This window comes from Bradyrhizobium sp. 195, from assembly GCF_023101665.1.
Lineage (GTDB): Bacteria > Pseudomonadota > Alphaproteobacteria > Rhizobiales > Xanthobacteraceae > Bradyrhizobium.
The window spans coordinates 3243493-3263156 of sequence record NZ_CP082161.1 but is presented as its reverse complement, the minus strand read 5'-3'; the positions used below and the strand labels follow the sequence as shown (position 1 = coordinate 3263156).

Annotated in this window: 17 protein-coding genes and 1 pseudogene; 16 read left to right on the top strand and 2 right to left on the bottom strand. The window is 63.9% G+C overall.

The features are described from left to right. The first annotated feature begins 198 nt into the window (after nucleotides 1-198). Together IVB26_RS15020 and IVB26_RS15015 are read left to right on the top strand one after the other, a co-directional pair. Nucleotides 199-396, top strand: a complete 198-nt coding sequence (locus tag IVB26_RS15020) for a hypothetical protein (RefSeq protein WP_247972363.1) — start codon at nucleotides 199-201, stop codon at nucleotides 394-396. 336 nt (nucleotides 397-732) lie between these two features. Continuing rightward, on the top strand, nucleotides 733-1176 hold the full coding sequence (locus IVB26_RS15015; RefSeq protein WP_247972362.1) for an SRPBCC family protein: 444 nt from the start codon (nucleotides 733-735) through the stop codon (nucleotides 1174-1176). A 258-nt stretch (nucleotides 1177-1434) separates the two neighbouring features. On the opposite strand, the gene IVB26_RS15010 is transcribed toward IVB26_RS15015, so the two are convergent. Beyond that, a complete protein-coding gene (locus IVB26_RS15010) occupies nucleotides 1435-2766 on the bottom strand; it encodes an Hsp70 family protein (protein WP_247972361.1) in 1332 nt (443 codons plus the stop codon). Nucleotides 2767-3121: 355 nt separating this feature from the next. Here IVB26_RS15010 and IVB26_RS15005 point away from each other — a divergent pair, with 355 nt between their 5' ends. From IVB26_RS15005 to IVB26_RS14955, 11 genes are all read left to right on the top strand, one after another. Further along, nucleotides 3122-3259, top strand: coding sequence for a hypothetical protein (locus tag IVB26_RS15005; protein ID WP_247972360.1), 138 nt, complete (start codon nucleotides 3122-3124; stop codon nucleotides 3257-3259). Nucleotides 3260-3724: 465 nt separating this feature from the next. Continuing rightward, nucleotides 3725-4732, top strand: coding sequence for a Bug family tripartite tricarboxylate transporter substrate binding protein (locus IVB26_RS15000; RefSeq protein ID WP_458309351.1), 1008 nt, complete (start codon nucleotides 3725-3727; stop codon nucleotides 4730-4732). An 85-nt stretch (nucleotides 4733-4817) separates the two neighbouring features. Next, nucleotides 4818-5315: a tripartite tricarboxylate transporter TctB family protein gene (locus IVB26_RS14995; protein WP_247972359.1), complete on the top strand. Its 498-nt coding sequence runs from the start codon at nucleotides 4818-4820 to the stop codon at nucleotides 5313-5315. A 43-nt stretch (nucleotides 5316-5358) separates the two neighbouring features. Further along, nucleotides 5359-6858, top strand: a complete 1500-nt coding sequence (locus tag IVB26_RS14990) for a tripartite tricarboxylate transporter permease (RefSeq protein WP_247972358.1) — start codon at nucleotides 5359-5361, stop codon at nucleotides 6856-6858. A gap of 401 nt (nucleotides 6859-7259) precedes the next feature. Beyond that, nucleotides 7260-8549: an oxalate/formate MFS antiporter gene (oxlT, locus tag IVB26_RS14985; RefSeq protein ID WP_247972357.1), complete on the top strand. Its 1290-nt coding sequence runs from the start codon at nucleotides 7260-7262 to the stop codon at nucleotides 8547-8549. A gap of 247 nt (nucleotides 8550-8796) precedes the next feature. Continuing rightward, a complete protein-coding gene (gene oxlT, locus IVB26_RS14980; protein WP_247972356.1) occupies nucleotides 8797-10131 on the top strand; it encodes an oxalate/formate MFS antiporter in 1335 nt (444 codons plus the stop codon). Nucleotides 10132-10307: 176 nt separating this feature from the next. Further along, nucleotides 10308-10736: a CBS domain-containing protein gene (locus IVB26_RS14975; protein ID WP_247557566.1), complete on the top strand. Its 429-nt coding sequence runs from the start codon at nucleotides 10308-10310 to the stop codon at nucleotides 10734-10736. A 222-nt stretch (nucleotides 10737-10958) separates the two neighbouring features. After that, on the top strand, nucleotides 10959-11978 hold the full coding sequence (locus IVB26_RS14970; RefSeq protein ID WP_247972355.1) for a 2-dehydropantoate 2-reductase: 1020 nt from the start codon (nucleotides 10959-10961) through the stop codon (nucleotides 11976-11978). Further along, nucleotides 11978-12763 (top strand): fumarylacetoacetate hydrolase family protein, encoded by a 786-nt coding sequence (locus tag IVB26_RS14965; protein ID WP_247972354.1) that lies wholly within the window; start codon nucleotides 11978-11980, stop codon nucleotides 12761-12763. Before IVB26_RS14970 ends, IVB26_RS14965 begins: the two co-directional genes overlap by 1 nt. A gap of 1148 nt (nucleotides 12764-13911) precedes the next feature. Then, a complete protein-coding gene (locus IVB26_RS14960; protein ID WP_246926536.1) occupies nucleotides 13912-14109 on the top strand; it encodes a hypothetical protein in 198 nt (65 codons plus the stop codon). Nucleotides 14110-14167: 58 nt separating this feature from the next. Next, entirely contained in the window at nucleotides 14168-14818 is a 651-nt protein-coding gene (locus IVB26_RS14955) for a hypothetical protein (protein WP_247972353.1), read from the top strand. A 39-nt stretch (nucleotides 14819-14857) separates the two neighbouring features. On the opposite strand, the gene IVB26_RS14950 is transcribed toward IVB26_RS14955, so the two are convergent. Beyond that, a complete protein-coding gene (locus IVB26_RS14950) occupies nucleotides 14858-16033 on the bottom strand; it encodes an IS481 family transposase (RefSeq protein ID WP_247968782.1) in 1176 nt (391 codons plus the stop codon). Between the two features lie 1337 nt (nucleotides 16034-17370). Between IVB26_RS14950 and IVB26_RS14945 the strand changes: the two genes are divergently transcribed. The 3 genes and pseudogenes from IVB26_RS14945 to IVB26_RS43525 form a co-directional block, all read left to right on the top strand. Continuing rightward, the gene (locus IVB26_RS14945; RefSeq protein ID WP_247972352.1) at nucleotides 17371-18366 is read left to right on the top strand and encodes an NAD(P)H-dependent flavin oxidoreductase; all 996 of its coding nucleotides are present in this window, start codon (nucleotides 17371-17373) and stop codon (nucleotides 18364-18366) included. Between the two features lie 25 nt (nucleotides 18367-18391). Beyond that, entirely contained in the window at nucleotides 18392-19360 is a 969-nt protein-coding gene (locus IVB26_RS14940) for a quinone oxidoreductase family protein (protein WP_247972351.1), read from the top strand. Nucleotides 19361-19496: 136 nt separating this feature from the next. Beyond that, a pseudogene (locus tag IVB26_RS43525) lies at nucleotides 19497-19583 on the top strand (hypothetical protein); the annotation flags it as partial. Between the last annotated feature and the right edge of the window lie 81 nt (nucleotides 19584-19664).

The following is a 19664-nucleotide window of genomic DNA, read 5'->3' as shown; positions in this document are numbered from 1 at the left end:
ACCGGCATGCTCTCAGAAGTGCGAGCGTACCGCCTCCACGGCGAGTGACCAAACGTCACGCCAAAGACCCGCCCAACACTGAAGAAACAGCCACCCTCTCCCGCAGAGGGTGAGGAGGCAATCCATATCGGCTTGCCGGCGGGAGGCGCCTCGTCCACCGCTCGCGGGGACACGCCCATTGATCGAAGTGAGGCTGAAATGTTGAGAGATCAATCCTCTGATCGCGCCAAGCGCGAAGCCAACAAGGCGTTCAAGCCTGTCAAAGCGCAGAAGCCGATGAATGATTATGCGAAGGACCAGCACTCGTTCAACGCGAATCGCGAACGACTCAAGGCGGAGCGATTGGCCCGCGAGGCAAGGTCGAAAGACCTGTCCGGAAAAGACCTGCCGGAATAGGAAAATCCTGTCGCTGGTTACGATCTGACACCAGCACCGATGAAGGCCGCCGAAATCGACGCCTGCCCTCGGCTTGGAGCATCGAGAGAACGAGCGCGGATCGCGCTGGACCAGGACGGCGGATGCCGAAGGTTTCTTCGTGCTGTACGAGCTGGAGCAATCCGAGGTCACAGCGAAGGGACATCTCGACCGGCTCAATGGGCCGACGCCATGAGACAAACCTCCAACAAAAAATCCGACACGCCATGTCGGATCGGTGCCATCCCGGTCGTCCTCGTGACATGAATGGGCCATAGACGCCAATCTCGGGCCCATCAAACACTGAGGATAACAACCATGCCCAGCACTGTCCGCCTGCATCGCGTTCTCGCCACCAGCCCGGAGAAAGTCTATCGCGCCTTCCTCGAGGCCGATGCGATGGCGAAATGGCTTCCGCCGAACGGCTTCACCTGCACCGTGCACCATTTCGAGCCCAGGGTCGGGGGCACGTTCAAGATGTCGTTCCGGAATTTCACCACGGGCAACAGCCATTCGTTCGGCGGCGAATATCTCGAGCTCGTGCCGGGCGAACGTCTCCGCTACACCGACAAATTCGACGATCCCAATCTGCCAGGTGAGATCCAGGTCACCGTGATCCTGAAGAAGGTCTCGGTCGGCACCGAGATCGACATCACGCAGGCCGGCATCCCCGACGTCATTCCGCCGGAGGCCTGCTATCTCGGCTGGCAGGAATCGCTGCGCAATCTGGCGAAGCTGGTCGAGCCCGAGATCAACCAGTAGCGGTGAAATCAGGATCGTAGGGTGGGCAAAGCGTAGCGTGCCCACCAGTGCTCTCTCAGCCTCGGAAAGATGGTGGGCACAGCGCTCCGCGCCTTTGCCCGCCCTAGGGCACTACGACACTGTTCGACCAGTGCGCAGATTCCCCGCGCCGTCATTGCGAGGAGCCCTTGCGACGAAGCAATCCAGTATCCATCCGCGGAAACAGTCTGGATTGCTTCGCTGCGCTCGCAATGACGGAGGATGAGGAACGAGCGATCGTTACCCGCCCGCCTTCGCCCCAATTCCGCCCCCCGCCGTCCAGCGGTCCGGGTCGGGACTGTGTCCGATCAGCGCGAGGCCATAGGCGATCGACTCGAACTGGTCGCCCGACATCAGCCGTTCGTTGCCGAACCGTTCGGCGAACAATTTTCGGACGGCGGGCACAAAAGAAGTGCCGCCGGTCAAGAACACCTTCTCCACCTCGCGCGCGGTGATACCGGCCTCGCCAAGCACCTTGTCGACGGTGGCTCCCAGCCTGGCGATGTCGTCGGCGATCCAGGACTCGAAATTCTTCCGTGTGATGGCCGCGCCGATGTCGACGCCGCCGCCTTTGAAACGGAAGTCGACCTCGTCCTGCACTGAGAGCGCAACCTTGGCATCGGACACCGCGCGATACAGCGAAAAGCCGAGGTCGAGATCGACGATGGTGATGAAATCCTCGAGCAGTTCCGGCTTCAGCGCGGTGCGCGCAAGCTCCCGCAGCTCGCGCAGATCGCCGTTGCTCTTCATCATCGCCAGTTGATGCCAGCGCGCAAGGTTGGCGTAGTGGCCGCTGGGAACCGGAAGCACCTTGTCGAAGGAGCGGAAGCTCGAGCCTTTGCCCAAGCGCGGCGAGACGACGTGGTCGACGATGCGGTAGTCGAACGTGTCGCCGGCGATGCCGATGCCGGCATGGCCGAGCGGCTCGGCGCGCAGGTGACCTCCCGTTCGCGAGAAGCGCATCACGGAGAAATCGCTGGTGCCGCCGCCGAAATCCGCGACCAGCACGGTGGCATCGCGCTCCAGCCTTCGGGCAAAGGAGAACGCCGCGCCCACGGGCTCGTAGACATAGCGGGCGTGGCCGGCGCCCAGGCGCTCGAACGCGGCGCGGTAGCGCTGCATCGCCAGCGTCTCGTCGGGATTGCCGCCGGCAAAGCGCACGGGGCGGCCGACCGTAATGGTCGACGTCTCGAAGCCGAATTTGTCGCCGCCATGGCGCCCCAATGTCCGCAGGAACGCCGCCAGGATGTCCTCGAACTTGAAGCGCTGCCGGAAAACTTGCGTGGTGTTGAAGCTGCTGCTCGCAGCGAATGTCTTGAACGACTGCAGGAAGCGGTAGACGTGGCGGCCTTCGAGGAACTGCTCGATCGCCCACGGGCCGCCCTCGGCCTGGGCGCCGGCGCCCGGCCGGTCCTCCCAGAAGCACAGCGCCGACACGTAGACGCTGTGGCGCTGTCCGCCATGGTCGAAGCGGATGGCTTCGACCCGGCGGTCGTCCGCCGCGATGGCTACGACCGTATTGCTGGTCCCAAAATCGATGCCGATCGAGACGGCGGGCGAGGCGCTCGACATGAACCACTCTGACGGTTGATTGGATAAGGGGGCGGACCACTAGCCGCTTTGCATGTCCGTGCCAAGGGCCGCCCTATTGCAGTGCGGTCGAAGCTTGGCGTCGATCGCTGTGAGATCCCGCTTCGGACCGGATGATTCAGCCCGGTTTTCGGGCCTTTCGGCTGGAAAGACCCCGCAACAAGCAGGCACGGGCAATTTTATGTCCGAAACGGCCCCGTTAACCCAGCATTATGCTGCAATGCGAGGCGTTGCATGCTGCTATGCAAACAAGATCGTAGACAGTGGCATCTGGTATACATAGATTGCCGTTCGAAATGAGACAGCAATACTGACCGTCTCACGAAAGGGAATTCCGATGTCCGAGTCCGCTACCGTCGCTCTCGCCCCCTCCTCCTCGCTGTTCGCCCGCCTGATGGCCGCGATCGACAGCTTTCTGATGGCGAGCGCCGAGATTTCCAACCACAACGGCGACCTGCCGCGTTTCGGCCTGTAAGAGGGCCTTGCCCGCCCCGCCGAGCGGCGGGCCGGCAGATCCCGCAGACACTACGTTCGAGCAAATGGCCCCAAACGGGGCCATTTTGCTTTTGCGTGCCTGCTTGGCTCCACGACGTACAACTGCGACGATTGGTCCGCCGGGATTACCTGCCGATCCGATTGTTTGTCCGCTGGCATCTCGCATACCATTCGACAACGAACAATGGATTGCACAATCAAAGGTGTAAGGCGGGGAAATATAGCGCAACGCGGGAATCGGCCGAGGGGTGCATCTGCCGCGAACCTTGGCGGAACCTTAGCCGAAAGGAGCGGATGCCGCGCGTTGTTCCTGCTCCTACAGTTTCGATCGGGACCGCCATGGGAGATCGACCGCAAGGGTGACCCCAGGCACGTGAAGTGAGATGGGCTGACGCAAGCCGACAAAGAGCGGCTGCGTTCGAGGTTCGACAGGGAGAGAAACAAGATGAAGCCATTCGTTCTGAATGTCGCTCTGGCGGCAATCGCGATGTCGTGCGCCAGCAGCACTGCAAGCCGTGCGGCTTGGGAGCCGGTCCGTCCGGTCGAGTTCATCGTGCCCGCGGGCACCGGCGGCGGCGCCGATCAGATGGCACGCACCATCCAGGGCATCGTCACCAAGCACAATCTGATGAAGCAGCCGCTGGTGGTCATCAACAAGGCCGGCGGCGCGGGCGGCGAAGGCTTCCTGGATGTGAAGACGTCGTCGGGCAATCCCCACAAGATCATCATCACGCTGTCGAACCTGTTCACGACGCCGCTGGCGACGGGGATTCCGTTCAATTGGAAGGATTTGACGCCGGTGGCGATGCTGGCGCTCGACGAATTCGTGCTCTGGGTGAATGCCGAGAAGCCGTACGCCACCGTCAAGGACTACGTCGACGCGGCGAAGAAGGCACCGGCTGGCTCATTCAAGATGGGCGGCACCGGCTCCAAGCAGGAAGATCAGATCATCACGGTCGGCATCGAGAAGGCGATCGAGGCGAAGTTCACCTACATTCCCTACAAGGGCGGCGGCGAAGTCGCCGTTCAGCTCGTCGGCAATCACATCGATTCGACCGTCAACAATCCGATCGAGGCGGTCGCGCAATGGCGCGGCGGCAAGCTTCGTCCGCTCTGCGTCTTCGACGCCCAGCCGATGGCCTATGACGAGCCGATCGCCGAGGGCAAGGCCTGGAAAGATATTCCGACCTGCAAGTCGCAGGGCCTCGCAATGGAATACCTCATGCTGCGCGGCATCTTCATGTCGCCCAAGGCCACCAAGGATCAGGTCGAATATTATGTCGAGCTGTTCAAGAAGGTCCGCGCCACGCCGGAATGGCAGGATTTCATGAAGAGCGGCGCCTTCAACACGACGTTCATGGCTGGCGCCGACTACGCCAAATGGATCGAGGCGGAGGAGAAGCGCCACGAGGGCTTGATGAAGGACGCCGGTTTCCTCGCGTCGGCAAATTGACGGGAATATCGACGACGGCTGAGGACGCTGGTCGTCCTCCCGTCTGCCGTGACCGCGAAAGACCGCAATTCAGCCTGGAGGTCCCATGACTGAACGATCCGGATCCGCATCTGGCCCGGCGCACAAGACGCTGGAAATCGGCATGGCGCTGCTGATCGGCGCCTTCGGCCTGGTTGTAATCTTCGGCAGCCTGAAGGCCGGCATCAACTGGGGCGCGGAGGGTCCGCGCGCCGGCTTCTTCCCCTTCTATGTCGGCGCCGCCATCGTCGGCGCAAGCGCCATCAACGTCTGGAGCGCGCAGCGTGACGACGACGGCCGGCTGTTCGCAGAATGGGGACAGCTTCGCCAGGTCATGAGCGTCGTCGTGCCCACCGCGATCTATGTCGGCTCGATGCCGTTCATCGGCCTCTACGTCGCCTCCATGGTCTTCATCGCCTGGTTCATGCGCTGGCTCGGCGGCTATCGCTGGCTGACGGTCGCCGCGGTCGCTATCGGCATGCCGGTCGTGACCTATCTGGTTTTCGAACGCTGGTTCCTGGTCCCACTTCCCAAGGGGCCGCTCGAGGAATGGCTCGGTCTGTAACAGCTGCGCCGTCATCCCCGTTATTGCTGCAGGACGTATCGACATGGAAGAGTTGGCCAATCTGTTTCACGGCTTCGCGGTCGCCCTGCAGCCCTACAACATCATGCTGATGATCATCGGCATCACGCTGGGCGTCATCATCGGCGTGCTGCCGGGGCTCGGGGGCGCCAACGGCGTCGCCATCCTCCTGCCCCTGACCTTCAGCATGCCGCCGACATCGGCGATCATCATGCTGTCCTGCATCTATTGGGGCGCGTTGTTCGGCGGCGCCATCACCTCGATCCTGTTCAACATACCCGGTGAGCCCTGGTCCGTGGCGACCACCTTCGACGGCTATCCGATGGCGCAACAGGGCAAACCCGGCGAAGCCCTGACCGCCGCCTTCACCTCCTCCTTCGTCGGCGCGCTGTTTGCCGTCATCATGATCACGCTGGTCGCCCCCCTCGTCGCGGGCTTCGCGCTGCGATTTGGTCCGGCGGAGAAGTTCGCGGTCTACTTCCTCGCCTTCTGCAGCTTTGTCGGCCTCAGCAAGGAGCCACCGTTCAAGACCATCGCGGCGATGATGATAGGCTTTGCACTCGCGGCGGTCGGCCTCGATTCGATCACGGGACAATTGCGGCTGACTTTCGGCGTCACGGAGCTGCTCAACGGATTCGACTTCCTGATCGCCGTGATCGGCCTGTTCGGCATCGGCGAGATCCTGCTGACGATGGAGGAAGGGCTGGCGTTCCGCGGTGGCAGCGCCACCATCAACCTTCGTGTGGTCATTCAGACCTGGCGAGAGCTTCCGACCTACTGGATGACCTCGCTGCGCTCCTGCCTGATCGGATGCTGGATGGGCGTCACGCCCGCCGGCGCAACGCCGGCCTCCTTCATGAGCTACGGCATCGCCAAGCGCCTCGCCCGCCGCGGCAACAATTTCGGCAAGGGTGAGATCGAAGGCGTGATCGCGCCCGAGACGGCTGCGCACGCCGCGGGCACCTCGGCGCTGCTGCCGATGCTGTCCCTGGGCGTGCCCGGCTCCCCGACCGCCGCCGTCCTGCTCGGGGGATTGCTGATCTGGGGCCTGCAGCCCGGCCCCATGCTGTTCGTCGAGCAGAAGGAATTCGTCTGGGGCCTGATCGCGTCGATGTATCTCGGCAATCTTGCCGGCCTCATCGTCGTGCTCACCTGCGTGCCGATCTTCGCCGCGATCCTGCGCGTGCCCTTCGGCATCATCGCGCCGCTGATCCTGGTGCTCTGCGCCATCGGCGCCTATTCCGTGCACAACAGCACCTTCGACGTGATGCTGATGCTGGTGTTCGGCGTGCTCGGCTATCTGCTGAAGAAGTGCAACTACCCGCTCGCACCGCTGGTGCTCGCCATCGTGCTCGGCGACAAGGCGGAGGAAGCCTTCCGCCAATCGCTGCTGGGGTCGCAGGGCTCGCTCGACGTGTTCTTCTCCAACGGCCTCGTCAGCACCATCATGGTGCTCGGCCTGGTCGCCCTGTTCTGGTCCGCGATCCAGGAAGGCTACAGCCGGCTGCGCACGTCGATGGCGTGAGCCGCGATCCGCGCCGTCGCCAGTGCCAAACCGTCGCAGGCCGGACTTCTGGAATAAAGAATTCCAGCGAAAGTGCGCTCGTCGAACGCCCGCTGTCGGCGTGCGCGGGCGGCGCATGAGCGGGAAAATCCCCCCGCGCACCGGCTTTCCCGGCGTGTTCACGGCGTTGCCGTCCCGGTAAAAATGTCTGTTAAATCAATCGTTTGAGCAGCCCAATGGGCCGTTGCCGTCAGCACGTCGGCAGCGAGGGGCTTTACAAGCACGGCGCCATGACGCATGTGAACAGACCCGCGTTATTTCGCCGCACCTCCCCGTCCGTCGCTTGAATCTTGGCATAATGCATACCAGGATGCCCGCCAGCGCATGCATAAAAATGATCGGCGCGTTCGGGAGGGTTTTTAATGACGGACATGGTGCAGTCGGCAGCGGCCCCTGGTGTCGCGCGCGTAAGCGACGCCTATCGCTGGACGCAATTGGCGGTCGGTGTAGCGGCGATGGTGATGATCGCCAACTATCAATACGGCTGGACGTTCTTCGTCCCCGACATCCAGAAGAAATTCGGCTGGGATCGCGCGTCGATCCAATGGGCCTTTACGCTGTTCGTGCTGTTCGAGACCTGGCTGGTGCCGATCGAAGGATGGTTCGTCGACAAATACGGTCCGCGCATCGTCGTGCTCGTCGGCGGCGTGCTCTGCGCGATCGGCTGGGCGATCAACGCGCAGGCCACCACGCTCAACGGCTATTATCTCGGCATGATCATCGCGGGCATCGGCGCCGGCGGCGTCTACGGCACCTGCGTCGGCAATGCGCTGAAGTGGTTTCCGGACAAGCGCGGTCTTGCCGCGGGCATCACGGCCGCGGGCTTCGGTGCAGGCTCCGCGCTGACCGTCGCGCCGATCCAGGCCATGATTAAGGACAGTGGATTCCAGACCACCTTCCTCTATTTCGGCCTCGGCCAAGGCATCATCATCTGCATTCTCGCCTTCTTCCTGCTCGCGCCGAAAGCGGGCCAGGTGCCGAACGTGGTCGCGAATGCCAATCTGCTGCAGACCCGCCGCAACTACCAGCCGACCGAGGTGCTGCGTCAGCCGATCTTCTGGCTGATGTACTTCATGTTCGTGATCGTCGGCGCCGGCGGCTTGATGGTGACGGCAAACCTGAAGCCGATCGCGGCCGACTGGAAGGTCGACAACGTGCCGGTCACGCTGATGGCGGTGACGATGACGGCAGTGACGTTCGCGGCCACGATCGACCGCGTGCTCAACGGCCTGACGCGTCCGTTCTTCGGCTGGATCTCCGACATGATCGGCCGCGAGAACACGATGTTCATCGCCTTCGGCATGGAAGGGTTCGGCATCTGGATGCTCTACCTCTGGGGTCACGATCCGATCTGGTTCGTGCTGCTCTCGGGCTTCGTGTTCTTTGCCTGGGGTGAGATCTACTCGCTGTTCCCCTCGACCTGCACCGACACGTTCGGCGCCAAGTTCGCGACCACCAATGCCGGCCTGCTCTACACCGCGAAGGGCACCGCCGCGCTGCTGGTCCCGATCGGCAACTACATGCAGCAATCGTCGGGCACCTGGGACAGCGTGTTCATCATCGCAGCCGGCGCCAACATCCTGGCTTCGCTGCTGGCGATCGCGGTGCTGAAACCCTGGCGCAAGGTCGTGGTCGCGAAATCGACCGTCTGACGCGCTCCGCCACAGCTCTTCATCGAGCAGACGCCCGGCCTCGCGGCCGGGCGTTTTCGTTTGCGCGAGGCCTTCACCGCCCAGTGGAACTCAGATTTCTTGGCTGGAACGCCAAGTTGGGGCTTGCTTTCTGGAATATGGTATACCAAGTTCGGCGCTGCGCTTGCGACGATAAGCCACAACAATTGCGACATCAGGTCATCTTGGCAAATGATGTCGACCAGAAAAGCGCGTTGGGAGGTTCTTGATGATTTCCAGCACGGACGGCGCCGTCACGGCCGCGCCTCTTCGCACCGGTTTCCGTTGGCTTCAGCTCGGCATGGGCATCGTCTGCATGGCGATGATCGCCAATCTGCAATACGGCTGGACGCTGTTCGTCGATCCGATCGATGCGGCCCATCATTGGGGACGCGCCGCGATCCAGCTCGCTTTCACCATCTTCGTCGTCACCGAGACCTGGCTGGTGCCGATCGAGGCTTGGTTCGTCGACAAATACGGCCCGCGCATCGTCGTCATGTTCGGCGGCATTATGATCGCGCTGTCCTGGATCCTCAACTCCTACGCCGACTCGCTCACCTTGCTCTACACGGCTGCGATCATCGGCGGCATGGGCGCGGGCGCCGTGTACGGCACCTGCGTCGGTAACGCGCTGAAGTGGTTTCCGGATCGCCGCGGCCTTGCGGCCGGCGCCACCGCCGCCGGCTTCGGCGCCGGCGCCGCGCTCACCATCGTGCCGATCGCGAGCATGATCGCATCGAGCGGCTATCAGCATGCCTTCCTCACCTTCGGCATCGGCCAGGGCGTCATCGTGTTCGCGCTCGCCTTCTTCATCCAGCCGCCGCGGCTCGCGATCCCGCCGAAGAAGAAGCAGCTCAATCTGCCGCAGACCAAGATCGACTTCACCCCGCCGCAGGTGCTGCGCACCCCTATTTTCTGGGTCATGTACCTCGTCTTCGTCATGGTCGCCTCGGGCGGCCTGATGACGGCGGCACAGATCGCCCCGATCGCGCACGACTTCAAGATCGCCGACACGCCGGTCACGCTCGCCGGCTTCCAGATGGCGGCGCTGACCTTCGCGATCTCGCTCGACCGCATCCTCGATGGTTTCGGCCGCCCGTTCTTCGGCTTCGTCTCCGACACGATCGGCCGCGAGCACACCATGTTCATCGCGTTCGGCACCGCCGCGCTGATGCTCTTGACGCTGTCGGCCTACGGTCACATCCCGCTGGTCTTCGTGCTGGCGACCGCGGTTTACTTCGGCGTGTTCGGCGAGATCTACTCGCTGTTCCCCGCGACCTGCGGCGACACCTTCGGCTCGAAGTTCGCAACCACCAACAACGGCATGCTCTACACCGCCAAGGGCACCGCCTCCCTGCTCGTTCCGCTCGCGAGCGTGATCTCGGCGGCCTATGGCTGGAAGGCCGTGTTCGTGGTCGCGGTGGCCTTGAATGCGACGGCGGCGCTGATGGCGCTGTTCGTGATCAAGCCGCTGCGCCGCTCCTTCATCCTCGGCAAGGAAGCCGAGAGCACCGAGGCCGCGACCGGCAGCGCCAAGACAAGCGCAACGACCGAGACGGCGTAACCGCCGCACGCTTTCGCACGACGAGACGGGGGCGCATCGCTGCGCCCCTTTCTTTTTGTCTCGACGACAAACGTCAGCATCGCTGTCGCAAGATTTTTCGGATCATCCAATCCAGCGCTTGACGATTGGCATTATGTATACCACACTTCTTCCAACATTCACCCAGGGAGGTTGCAATGCTGGTCGGAGACATTCTGCGCAAGAAGACACCGCGCGTTGTCACGGTGCGAATGAACGAAACGGTGGGCATCGCCGCCAAGCTGATGCGCGCCAACAACATCAGCGCTCTCGTGGTCAAGGACGTGGTCCGCTCCGAGGGTAACACCGCGGTCGGCATGTTCACCGAACGCGACGTGGTGCGCGCCGTCGCCGAGCACGGCGCGAACGCCGTCAACGTCAAGGTCTCGCAGCTCGTCTCGGTGCAGCAGCTGGTGTCCTGCACCTCGAGCGACACGATCGAGCACGTCCGCCATCTGATGAATCGTCATCACATCCGCCATTTGCCCGTGATCGACGATTACAGCCTCGTCTCCGTCATCAGCATGCGCGACATCGCAGCTGCCATGGACGAGGCCATCAACGGCAAGCCGCAAGCAGCCGCCTAAGCGATACACTTCCAGCCACGGAGAGGACGCGCCCCCTCTCCCGCTTGCGGGAGAGGGTTGGGGAGAGGGTGTCTCCGCTGGGGAGACTCCCCAAGAGGACAGAGCCCTCACCCGCCGCGCTCTCCGAGCGCGTCGACCTCTCCCGCAAGCGGGGGAGGTGCAGCGGCCCCGTGGCCCCATCGATCGAACCAACTGCCAATTCGGCTCCTTCGCGAGGACTTCATGAAGATCTGCATCTACGGCGCCGGCGCGATCGGCGGATATCTCGGGGTTCAGCTCGCGCGCGCAGGCGCCGATGTCAGCCTCATCGCACGCGGCGCCCACCTTGCCGCGATGCGCGAGCGCGGCCTGACGCTGCTCGTGGGCGAGGAGACGCACACCGTACATCCGCGCTGCACCGACGATCCCGCCGAGCTCGGCGTGCAGGACTACATCATTGTCACGCTGAAGGCGCATTCGATCACCGGCGTGATCGAGAAGATGCAGCCACTCCTGGGCCCGCACACCCGCATCGTCACTGCCGTCAACGGCATCCCCTATTGGTACTTCTACAAGCACGGCGGCCAATACGAGAACTCGACGCTGGAGAGCATCGATCCCGGCGGGCGGCAGTGGCGCGAGATCGGCGCCGAGCGCGCCATCGGCTGCATCGTCTATCCCGCCACCGAGATCGAGGCGCCCGGCGTGATCCGCCACGTCTACGGCAACAATTTCCCGCTCGGCGAGCCCTCGGGTGAGATTACCTCGGACGTCACGCGCCTCGCCGATCTCTTCGTCGCCGCCGGCCTGAAGGCCCCGGTGCTCGACCGCATCCGCGACGAGATCTGGCTGAAGCTCTGGGGCAATGTCTGCTTCAACCCGATCAGCGCGCTCACGCACGCGACGCTCGACGTGATCTGCACCGATCCGGCCACGCGCTCGCTGTCGCGCGCGATCATGGTGGAGACGCAAGGCATCGCCGAGACCTTCGGAGTCAAATTCCGCGTCGACGTCGAGCGCCGCATCGAGGGCGCCCGCAAGGTCGGCGCCCACAAGACCTCGATGCTGCAGGATCTCGAGCGCGGCCGCCCCATGGAGATCGACCCGCTCGTCACCGTCGTGCAGGAGATGGGCCGCCTCACCGGCATCGCCACGCCAGCGCTCGACTCGGTGCTGGCGATGGTGACCCAGCGCGCCCGCATCGCCGGCCTCTATGACGGCGTCTCGACGCTGTCAGATCCCCGCGCATTGGCGGTGGCGTGATGACAACCGAGGTGAAAAACTGGCTGCGCTTCCGCCATGCCGGCACGACCGGTTTCGGCACGCTGACGCCATCGGGGATCAGCGTGCATGAGGGCGAGATGTTCGGCCGCAACGCCCCGACCGGCAAGAGCCTGGTGCTGTCGGAGGTCGAACTGCTCGCCCCGTGCGCACCCAGCAAGATCGTCGCGCTCTGGAACAATTTTCACGCGCTGGCCGCCAAGCTGAACCAGCCCGAGCCGCCGGAGCCGCTCTATCTGCTCAAGGCCACCACCAGCATCACGACGCCGGGTGCGGTGATCCGCCGTCCCTCTTATTACGACGGCAAGACCACCTATGAGGGCGAGCTTGGCATCGTCATCGGCAAGACCTGCGCGCGTGTCTCCCCGGGCGAAGCCGACAGCTTCATCTTCGGCTACACCTGCGTCAACGACATCACCGCCAACGACATCCTCACCAGCGATCCCACCTTCCCGCAATGGGCTCGCGCCAAGGGCATCGACGATTACGGCCCGTTCGGCCCCGTCATCACAACCGGCCTCGACCCGGCCAAGCTCGTTGTCCGCACCATCCTCAACGGCGCCGAGCGGCAGAACTACCCGATCTCCGACATGATCTTTTCGGCGCAGGAGCTGGTCAGCAAAATCTCCCACGACATGACCCTGCTCCCCGGCGACCTCATCGCCGTCGGCACCTCGGTCGGCGTCGGCGTGATGAAGGAGCCGGTGAACACGGTGACCGTCGCGATCGATGGCATCGGGGAGCTGACCAACGAGTTTCGGCTGTAACTCGTCTTTCGCAGGCACGCCTCCATCGTTTCCCGAATGATGGCCGACCAAGCCGTTTTGCCGCAGCGCGGCAAAATTGATCCTGCGCAAATCGCACCTTCCCGGCCTCCGCTATCCTCTCCGGCGACAGATCGATTTCTGATGCAAGGGAGGACGCCATGACGACTGCCGGTAATGCACTTTTGTGGACGGCTCTGTACTTTGCCCTCGCGTTCGCTGCGATCTTCGTCGTCTGGCTCGCCGACAAGATGCGCTCGAACTTCCTCGGGAAGTGATCGCGAGCACGACGCGGTAGTCCGGAAAGCGGAGCGACATCCGGGACGGGCCTTGACGTGGTCCGCATATCGCTGCGCTCATGCGGGCTACAGGCCTCGCGTCTTCGGGAAAACCCGGCAACCCACGCCGCTCTCCACTGATCGGCTGCTCGGCCAACGCCGGGCCCAGCTCGAACGCTCGCTCGCTGATGTCGAGACGGACGCCGACGGCAAAACCCTCACTGAGCGCCAGAACGCGCTGAACGATTTCGTCCTCCAGTCGCGCCAGCGCCTCGGCGCGCTACAGGAGACGCTGGCGACACTGAACGCTTTCAAAGCTGAGCTATCGAAGTCGCAGGCCGACCTCGTCCCGCTCAAGGCGCCGGTGTTCGGCATCGAGGCCATGATCGCGGACGTCGGCACCACCCGCGACCTCCTCGCGAAAACCATCGGCGAGATCGAGGCGAACGGCGACGTCACCCTCGCCTCACGCGTCGAGACGCCAAGAGCAAGCGCGAAGTCGAAGACCGCCTCGCCCGCATCTTCGACAATTTCAACGCGCTCGATGCCCTGCGCAAGGACATCGGCGGCATCTTCGCGACGATCAGGAACAGTTTGGACCGGATCGGATCAATTGCTGCGTAGGATGGGTAGAGCGCAGCGAAACCCATCATCTCTCCTCGCGCAAACAGCCGACGGGTTTCGCTGCGCTCCATCCTACAGACCCGCATCACACACCCCTCCGAAACAGCCGTACATCACATCTTCGCGCGCCAATGCCGCCGACATGCCCCGCGCACGCCGCAACTTGGTCGCATTCGGACGCCCTTCTGTGAGGCGTGTCTGGGGGCACGGCATGGCCGTGTTTGGACCAAACCTTCTAGGGGTATCGCTGTGAAGAAGATTGTAATTGCTCTGGGTGCCACGCTTGCTCTGGTGACGGCCGCGAACGCCGCGGATCTGCCGCGCCGTCAGCCCGTGCCGGCCTATCCGGCCGAGCAGGCGCCGATCGGCAAGATGCCGATTGGCAAGAGCCCGGTTGGAAAGGCCCCGATCGGCAAGGCGCCGGGCCCGGTCGCAGCGCGCTACTGACGCGCTAGCGCAAGGCGCGCAAGACCAGCGTAAGCGGCCGACAGTCGAGGGGCACAGCGTGACGAACAGACCTGATCGATCGGGATCCTGCATCCTTGCAGGGCTCGCGCTCGCGGCGATGATCGCGTGCCTGATGCCCTCGGCTTCGGCGCACGAAGCGAACAAGCGCGTTGCCGACGCCAATGCGCTTGCCACGACCGGCTCCACATCACGGCCGGCGCCGCAATCGACGCGGCGCTCCCTGGCGCGCGTGGAGAAAGGCCCGTATTACGTCGACTTCCGCGCCCGCACGGCCGCAAGCTGGGGCCATGCTTTCGTCTGGTACGGCAAGACCAGCGAGAAGGCGGTCGAGGTCGCAGGCCTCACGCCGGCGGGCGACACGCTCGCCTACGTGCTCGGTCACATCACCTTCGTGCCGTCCGAGACCGGCGCGAGCTACGGCGATCTCGATCCAGACTATCTGACCGCGAGCTATCGCGTCTATCTGAACGAGGCCGACGCCAAACGCGTGTTCGCCTATATCAAGAAACTGCAGGCGAGCTCGCCGGTCTGGAACGCCGAGACCGCCAACTGCACCGGCTTCATCGGCGACATCGCCGAGTTCATGGGCTTGCAAGTCCCCAACCGCTGGCAGCGCCCGGAAAACTTCGTCAACCGCCTCAAGGAAATGAATGGCGGCCGCCAGATGGTGCGGCTGTCGGCGGAGTAGACGCCCGTTCCAAACTCGGTGTCATTGCCCGCGAAATGTTTAGTCCGGAGACATGGCTGACACCTGTTCGGACACATCACTGACAGGTTGGCCATTGGTCAAGTCGATCGATGCGACCTGCCAGCTGGCGAAGAAGATGCCGTAATGGCCATCGCGGTCCAGCGGCCGGATGGCGAGGCGCTCGCGGGCGAAGGCCTGGGGAACCTTCCAGAAGCGCCCCTTGAAGGAGATGTAGGGTCTTGTCGATGAGACTCTGCGCACGATCTCACCGCTGTCGTATTCGACGATCGGAACGCGAGCCGGCATGGCACGGGTGCTCGGCCGGAAGCGATCGGCGGGGACGTGCATATCGAGGCCCTGGTGGGGACGTTCCAGATTGTAGACTGGCCGCCAGGCGTCGAAGGCGCGCTGGACCTCCGGCAGAGTGCGGAAGCGACGCATGGCAAGAACCTCGGCCTTCAGGGTGCAATGGAAGCGTTCGTTCTTGCCGCGCGCCTGCGGGTGACAGGGCCTGGCATGCACCACCCTGACACCGAGCTTGAGCAGCCACACCTTCAGCCCGGTCCAACGAACACCTGACGTATCGCCCCACGGTGAGCCGTTGTCGGTGTAGAAAGCCTCCGGCAGGCCGTAGCAGCGGAACGTCGTCGTCAGATGATCCTGCACGGTAAGACGCTGCTCGTCGGCGCAGGCCTTCAGGCACAGGACATAGCGCGAGTGATCGTCGACAATTGTCAGCGGATGGCATCGCGTCCCGTTGGCGAGCGGCAGGTGTCCCTTGAAGTCCATCTGCCACAGCAGGTTAGGAGCTTCCTTCTCGAAGCGATGCCCCGGATTGGGCGGTGCATTCTCGCTTGGCTTGACCCGACCGTGCCGACACAGGATCTGGTGCACCGTTGACGGCACGGGCACCGTCTGCCCGCGCCGCTTCAGGCAGTGAGCGATCTTCCGCGCTCCCCAAGCCGGATGCTTGTCCCGCACGGCCAGAACCTGTGCCTCGACCGCAGCCTCACTGCGCTTGGGCATCGCATGCGGGCAACGGCAGCGGTCGGCCAGCTCTCGATCGCCAGCCTGCCAGCGCCGCAGCCATTTGTAGCCCACGTCAGGGCTGATGTTGAACCGTCGGCACAACTCGCGCCGATTGGCGCCCTCCTGCAAAGCCAGCCGCACGAACTCGTGACGCTGATCCATTGCTGACACCTCACTCCAGGGCATGGACGGCCTCCCGAATCGGACCAATCCAGCCAATGTTGATGTGTCAGCTATGTCTCCGAACACCCGTCAGTGATCTGTCCGGGCTAAACAGAAAGCGGGCAATCCAGTATTCCAGAGACAGCAAGGCTGAAACCGACAAGCCGCGGCGTACTGGATGCCCCGGTCAAGCCGGGGCATGACAGTGTTTGGGGTGGCAACATTTTGCTCACCCGTCGGGCAAAACACCCCGCCAAAGCCCCGCCGGCGCAAATATTCCACTTTACCGAAATTCGGATTTGTCGTACAAGCGAAACACCCTGGCCCGAGACAAGGGGCGGATCGCGATCGTCACGAACCGCGGGCTGGGCAGCGATGGACGCGACGGCGTCGGGCGCGAGGCGCTTTGCAGGGCGGGAAACCGTGAGCAAAAGGGCTTTCCGCGCATACGACCCGGCGCCGACAGCGTCTTCGCATGGCTTCGGGCGTGAGCACGCGCCAGCACTCGAAGCGACATGCGAGGACGTGCGCGGACGGCCAAGTCGTGTGGTCCTGACGCCCGGGGTCTGTGCGTCAAGTCCTGCGGTGATGCGGCGACCAACCGGCGCGCGCATCGATCATCTGCATGGCGACGGGGGCAATAGTGCATCGCTCCCCGGGGAGAGCACGAAGTACGCCGTAAACCATCGCGCAGGGAAGGCCGGGCGTTCGGCCAACCTGTGGTCCACCCCGTGTGCATCTTTTCGCGCACGGACTTACGGGTGCCGCCGGCGCCCGGCCTTCCCTGCCCCCTTGTCTCGATAAGGGCGATGCAATCAAGCAAGACTCGGGCGAGATGAGCCGCGAGAGGGCGAAGGTGTGTCTGCTATTTGAAGCGTGAATTGGAGAGCGATGGCCTTGCCCCGTGCTCCGTCATTGCGAGGAGCCCTTGCGACGAAGCAATCCAGCATCCCTCCGCGGAAGGATCCTGGATTGCTTCCGCCTTGCCGAGGCTTCGGCGGACAATGCCGCGCTCGCAATGACGATGTTGAAGCAGCAACTCCGATCCATGACCGTCACCCTGAGGCGCGCGCTCGGGGGCGCATCGCGCCACTGAGCAAGCCTCGAAGGGCGACAGCCGGCTCTCGCAGCGTGGCCGCTCATCCTTCGAGGCTCCCGGCGCGATGCTAAGCATCGCGCCACTCGCACCTCAGGATGACGGAACACAGATCCCAATTATCCGCCCCGCGGAATCCCCCTCACCCCCGCATGATCGCCCTGCTCTCACCGCAAGCCGATCCAATAGACATTTTCCGACCCCGGCGGCATCCTGCCGCCATCAACCGATAACAAAGCGCCACGAGAGGCGGGGGAAACACATCATGTTGCAGACACGGTTCACCAAGCTCGTCGGCGTCGAGCACCCGATCGTCCAGGGCGGCATGCAATGGGTCGGCCGCGCCGAGCTGGTCGCCGCGGTCGCCAATGCCGGCGCGCTCGGCTTCATCACGGCGCTGACCCAGCCGACGCCGGAGGACCTCAGGAAGGAAATCGCGCGCTGCCGCGACCTCACCGACAAGCCGTTCGGCGTCAACCTCACCATCCTGCCCGCGATCAAGCCGCCGCCTTACGCCGAGTATCGCGCCGCCATCATCGAGAGCGGCATCACGGTGGTCGAGACCGCCGGCAACAAGCCGCAGGAGCATGTCGACGAGTTCAGGAAGCACGGCGTCAAGGTCGTGCACAAATGCACCAGCGTCCGCCACGCGCTCTCGGCCGAGCGGATGGGCGTCGACGCCATCTCGATCGACGGCTTCGAGTGCGCCGGCCACCCCGGCGAGGACGACACCCCCGGCCTGATCCTGATCCCGGCCGCCGCCAACAAGATCAAGATCCCGATGATCGCTTCGGGCGGCTTTGCAGATGCCCGCGGCCTCGTCGCGGCGCTGGCGCTGGGGGCCGACGGCATCAACATGGGCACGCGCTTCATGGCCACGAAGGAAAGCCCGATCCATCAGCTCATCAAGGAGAAGATCGTCGCCAATGACGAGCGCGAGACCGAGCTGATCTTCCGCACCATGCGCAACACCTCGCGCGTCGCCAGGAACGAAATCTCGACCAAGGTGGTCGCGATGGAGAAGGAAGGCGCCAAGTTCGAGGACATCCGCGAGCTCGTTGCGGGGGCCCGCGGCAAGATGGTCTACGCGACAGGCAATTCCGACGAGGGCATCTGGTCGGCCGGCCAGGTCCAGGGCCTGATCCAGGACATCCCGACCTGCGCCGAGCTCATCTCGCGCATCGTGCGCGAGGCGGAGGCGATCATTCGCGGCCGGCTGGAGGGCATGATCGTTCAGCCGCAGCGCGAAGCAGCGGAATAGTCACTTTAAGAAGCGAGAGCAATCCATGAAGGCTTACGTCTACGGCCCTGAAGGCGCTCGGATTTCCGACGTCGCTCAACCAAAGCCGAAAGGCACGCAGGTGCTGGTCAAGGTCCGCGCCTGCGGGCTCAACCGGGCTGACACCGGCATGCGCAAAGGCCACGCCCATGGCGCGGCCGGGGGCGCCGGCACCGTGCTGGGGATGGAATGGGCCGGCGAGGTCGCCGAGCTCGGGCCGGATGCCAAGGGCGTCAAGATCGGCGACCGCATCATGGGCTCGGGCGGCGCGGCATTTGCCGAATACACACTCGCCGATCACGGCCGGCTGTTCCGCGCGCCGTCGAACATGAATTTCGAGGAGGCGGCCACCCTGCCCGTCGCGCTCGCGACCATGCACAACGCCGTCGTCACCGTCGGCGGCGTGCAGCCGGGGCAGAGCGTGCTGATCCAGGGCGCCAGCTCCGGCGTCGGGCTGATGGCGATGCAGATCGCCAAGCTCAAGGGCGCGAAGTTGGTGATCGGCTCGTCGACCGATGCCGCGCGCCGTGGCCGGTTGCAGGAGTACGGCGCCGACCTCGCGGTCGACTCCTCCGACCCCAAATGGGTCGACGACGTCCTGAAGGCGACCGGCGGCGAGGGCGTCGACCTCATCGTCGACCAGGTCTCGGGCAAGGTTGCGAGCCAGAACCTTGCGGCGACCAGGGTCAAGGGCCGCATCGTCAATGTTGGCCGGCTCGGCGGCACCCATGCCGACTTCAACTTCGACCTGCACGCGGCGCGCCGCATCGACTATGTCGGCGTCACCTTCCGCACCCGCACCATCGAGGAGATCCGCGAGATCTTCGAGCAGGTCCGCAAGGACATCTGGGGCGCGGTGGAGTCGCGAAAACTGCAGCTGCCGATCGACAAGGTGTTCGCGTTCGACGACATCGACCAGGCGTTCGAGCACATGGAGGCGAACAGGCATCTGGGGAAGATCGTGGTGACGGTATGAGGCGCAGACTCGGCCAAAGCGGCGGTGCCGTAGGGTGGGCAAAGGCGCGTTAGCGCCGTGCCCACGTCCTTCTTCATGAAGGACGAGACCGTGGGCACGCTGCGCTTTGCCCACCCTACGGGACTGACGATCGACAAGGTCGTTCGCGTTCCACGACATCGACAAGGCGTTCGCGCACATGGAGGCGAACAGGCATCTGGGGAAGATCGTGGTGACGGTATGAGGCGCAGACTCGGCCAAAGCGGCGGTCCCGTAGGGTGGGCAAAGGCGCGTTAGCGCCGTGCCCACCTTTCGTCAGTGATGG

Bases quoted from the DNA above. Each gene is read 5' to 3' on its own strand.
- IVB26_RS14975 (WP_247557566.1), top strand. From the start codon at position 10,308: ATGCTGGTCGGAGACATTCTGCGCAAGAAGACACCGCGCGTTGTCACG.
- IVB26_RS15015 (WP_247972362.1), top strand. From the start codon at position 733: ATGCCCAGCACTGTCCGCCTGCATCGCGTTCTCGCCACCAGCCCGGAG.
- IVB26_RS14940 (WP_247972351.1), top strand. From the start codon at position 18,392: ATGAAGGCTTACGTCTACGGCCCTGAAGGCGCTCGGATTTCCGACGTC.
- IVB26_RS14970 (WP_247972355.1), top strand. From the start codon at position 10,959: ATGAAGATCTGCATCTACGGCGCCGGCGCGATCGGCGGATATCTCGGG.
- oxlT (WP_247972356.1), top strand. From the start codon at position 8,797: ATGATTTCCAGCACGGACGGCGCCGTCACGGCCGCGCCTCTTCGCACC.
- IVB26_RS14945 (WP_247972352.1), top strand. From the start codon at position 17,371: ATGTTGCAGACACGGTTCACCAAGCTCGTCGGCGTCGAGCACCCGATC.
- IVB26_RS15000 (WP_458309351.1), top strand. From the start codon at position 3,725: ATGAAGCCATTCGTTCTGAATGTCGCTCTGGCGGCAATCGCGATGTCG.
- IVB26_RS14990 (WP_247972358.1), top strand. From the start codon at position 5,359: ATGGAAGAGTTGGCCAATCTGTTTCACGGCTTCGCGGTCGCCCTGCAG.
- IVB26_RS14995 (WP_247972359.1), top strand. From the start codon at position 4,818: ATGACTGAACGATCCGGATCCGCATCTGGCCCGGCGCACAAGACGCTG.
- IVB26_RS14950 (WP_247968782.1), bottom strand. From the start codon at position 16,033: ATGCCCTGGAGTGAGGTGTCAGCAATGGATCAGCGTCACGAGTTCGTG.
- IVB26_RS15020 (WP_247972363.1), top strand. From the start codon at position 199: ATGTTGAGAGATCAATCCTCTGATCGCGCCAAGCGCGAAGCCAACAAG.
- IVB26_RS14965 (WP_247972354.1), top strand. From the start codon at position 11,978: ATGACAACCGAGGTGAAAAACTGGCTGCGCTTCCGCCATGCCGGCACG.
- IVB26_RS15010 (WP_247972361.1), bottom strand. From the start codon at position 2,766: ATGTCGAGCGCCTCGCCCGCCGTCTCGATCGGCATCGATTTTGGGACC.
- oxlT (WP_247972357.1), top strand. From the start codon at position 7,260: ATGACGGACATGGTGCAGTCGGCAGCGGCCCCTGGTGTCGCGCGCGTA.
- IVB26_RS15005 (WP_247972360.1), top strand. From the start codon at position 3,122: ATGTCCGAGTCCGCTACCGTCGCTCTCGCCCCCTCCTCCTCGCTGTTC.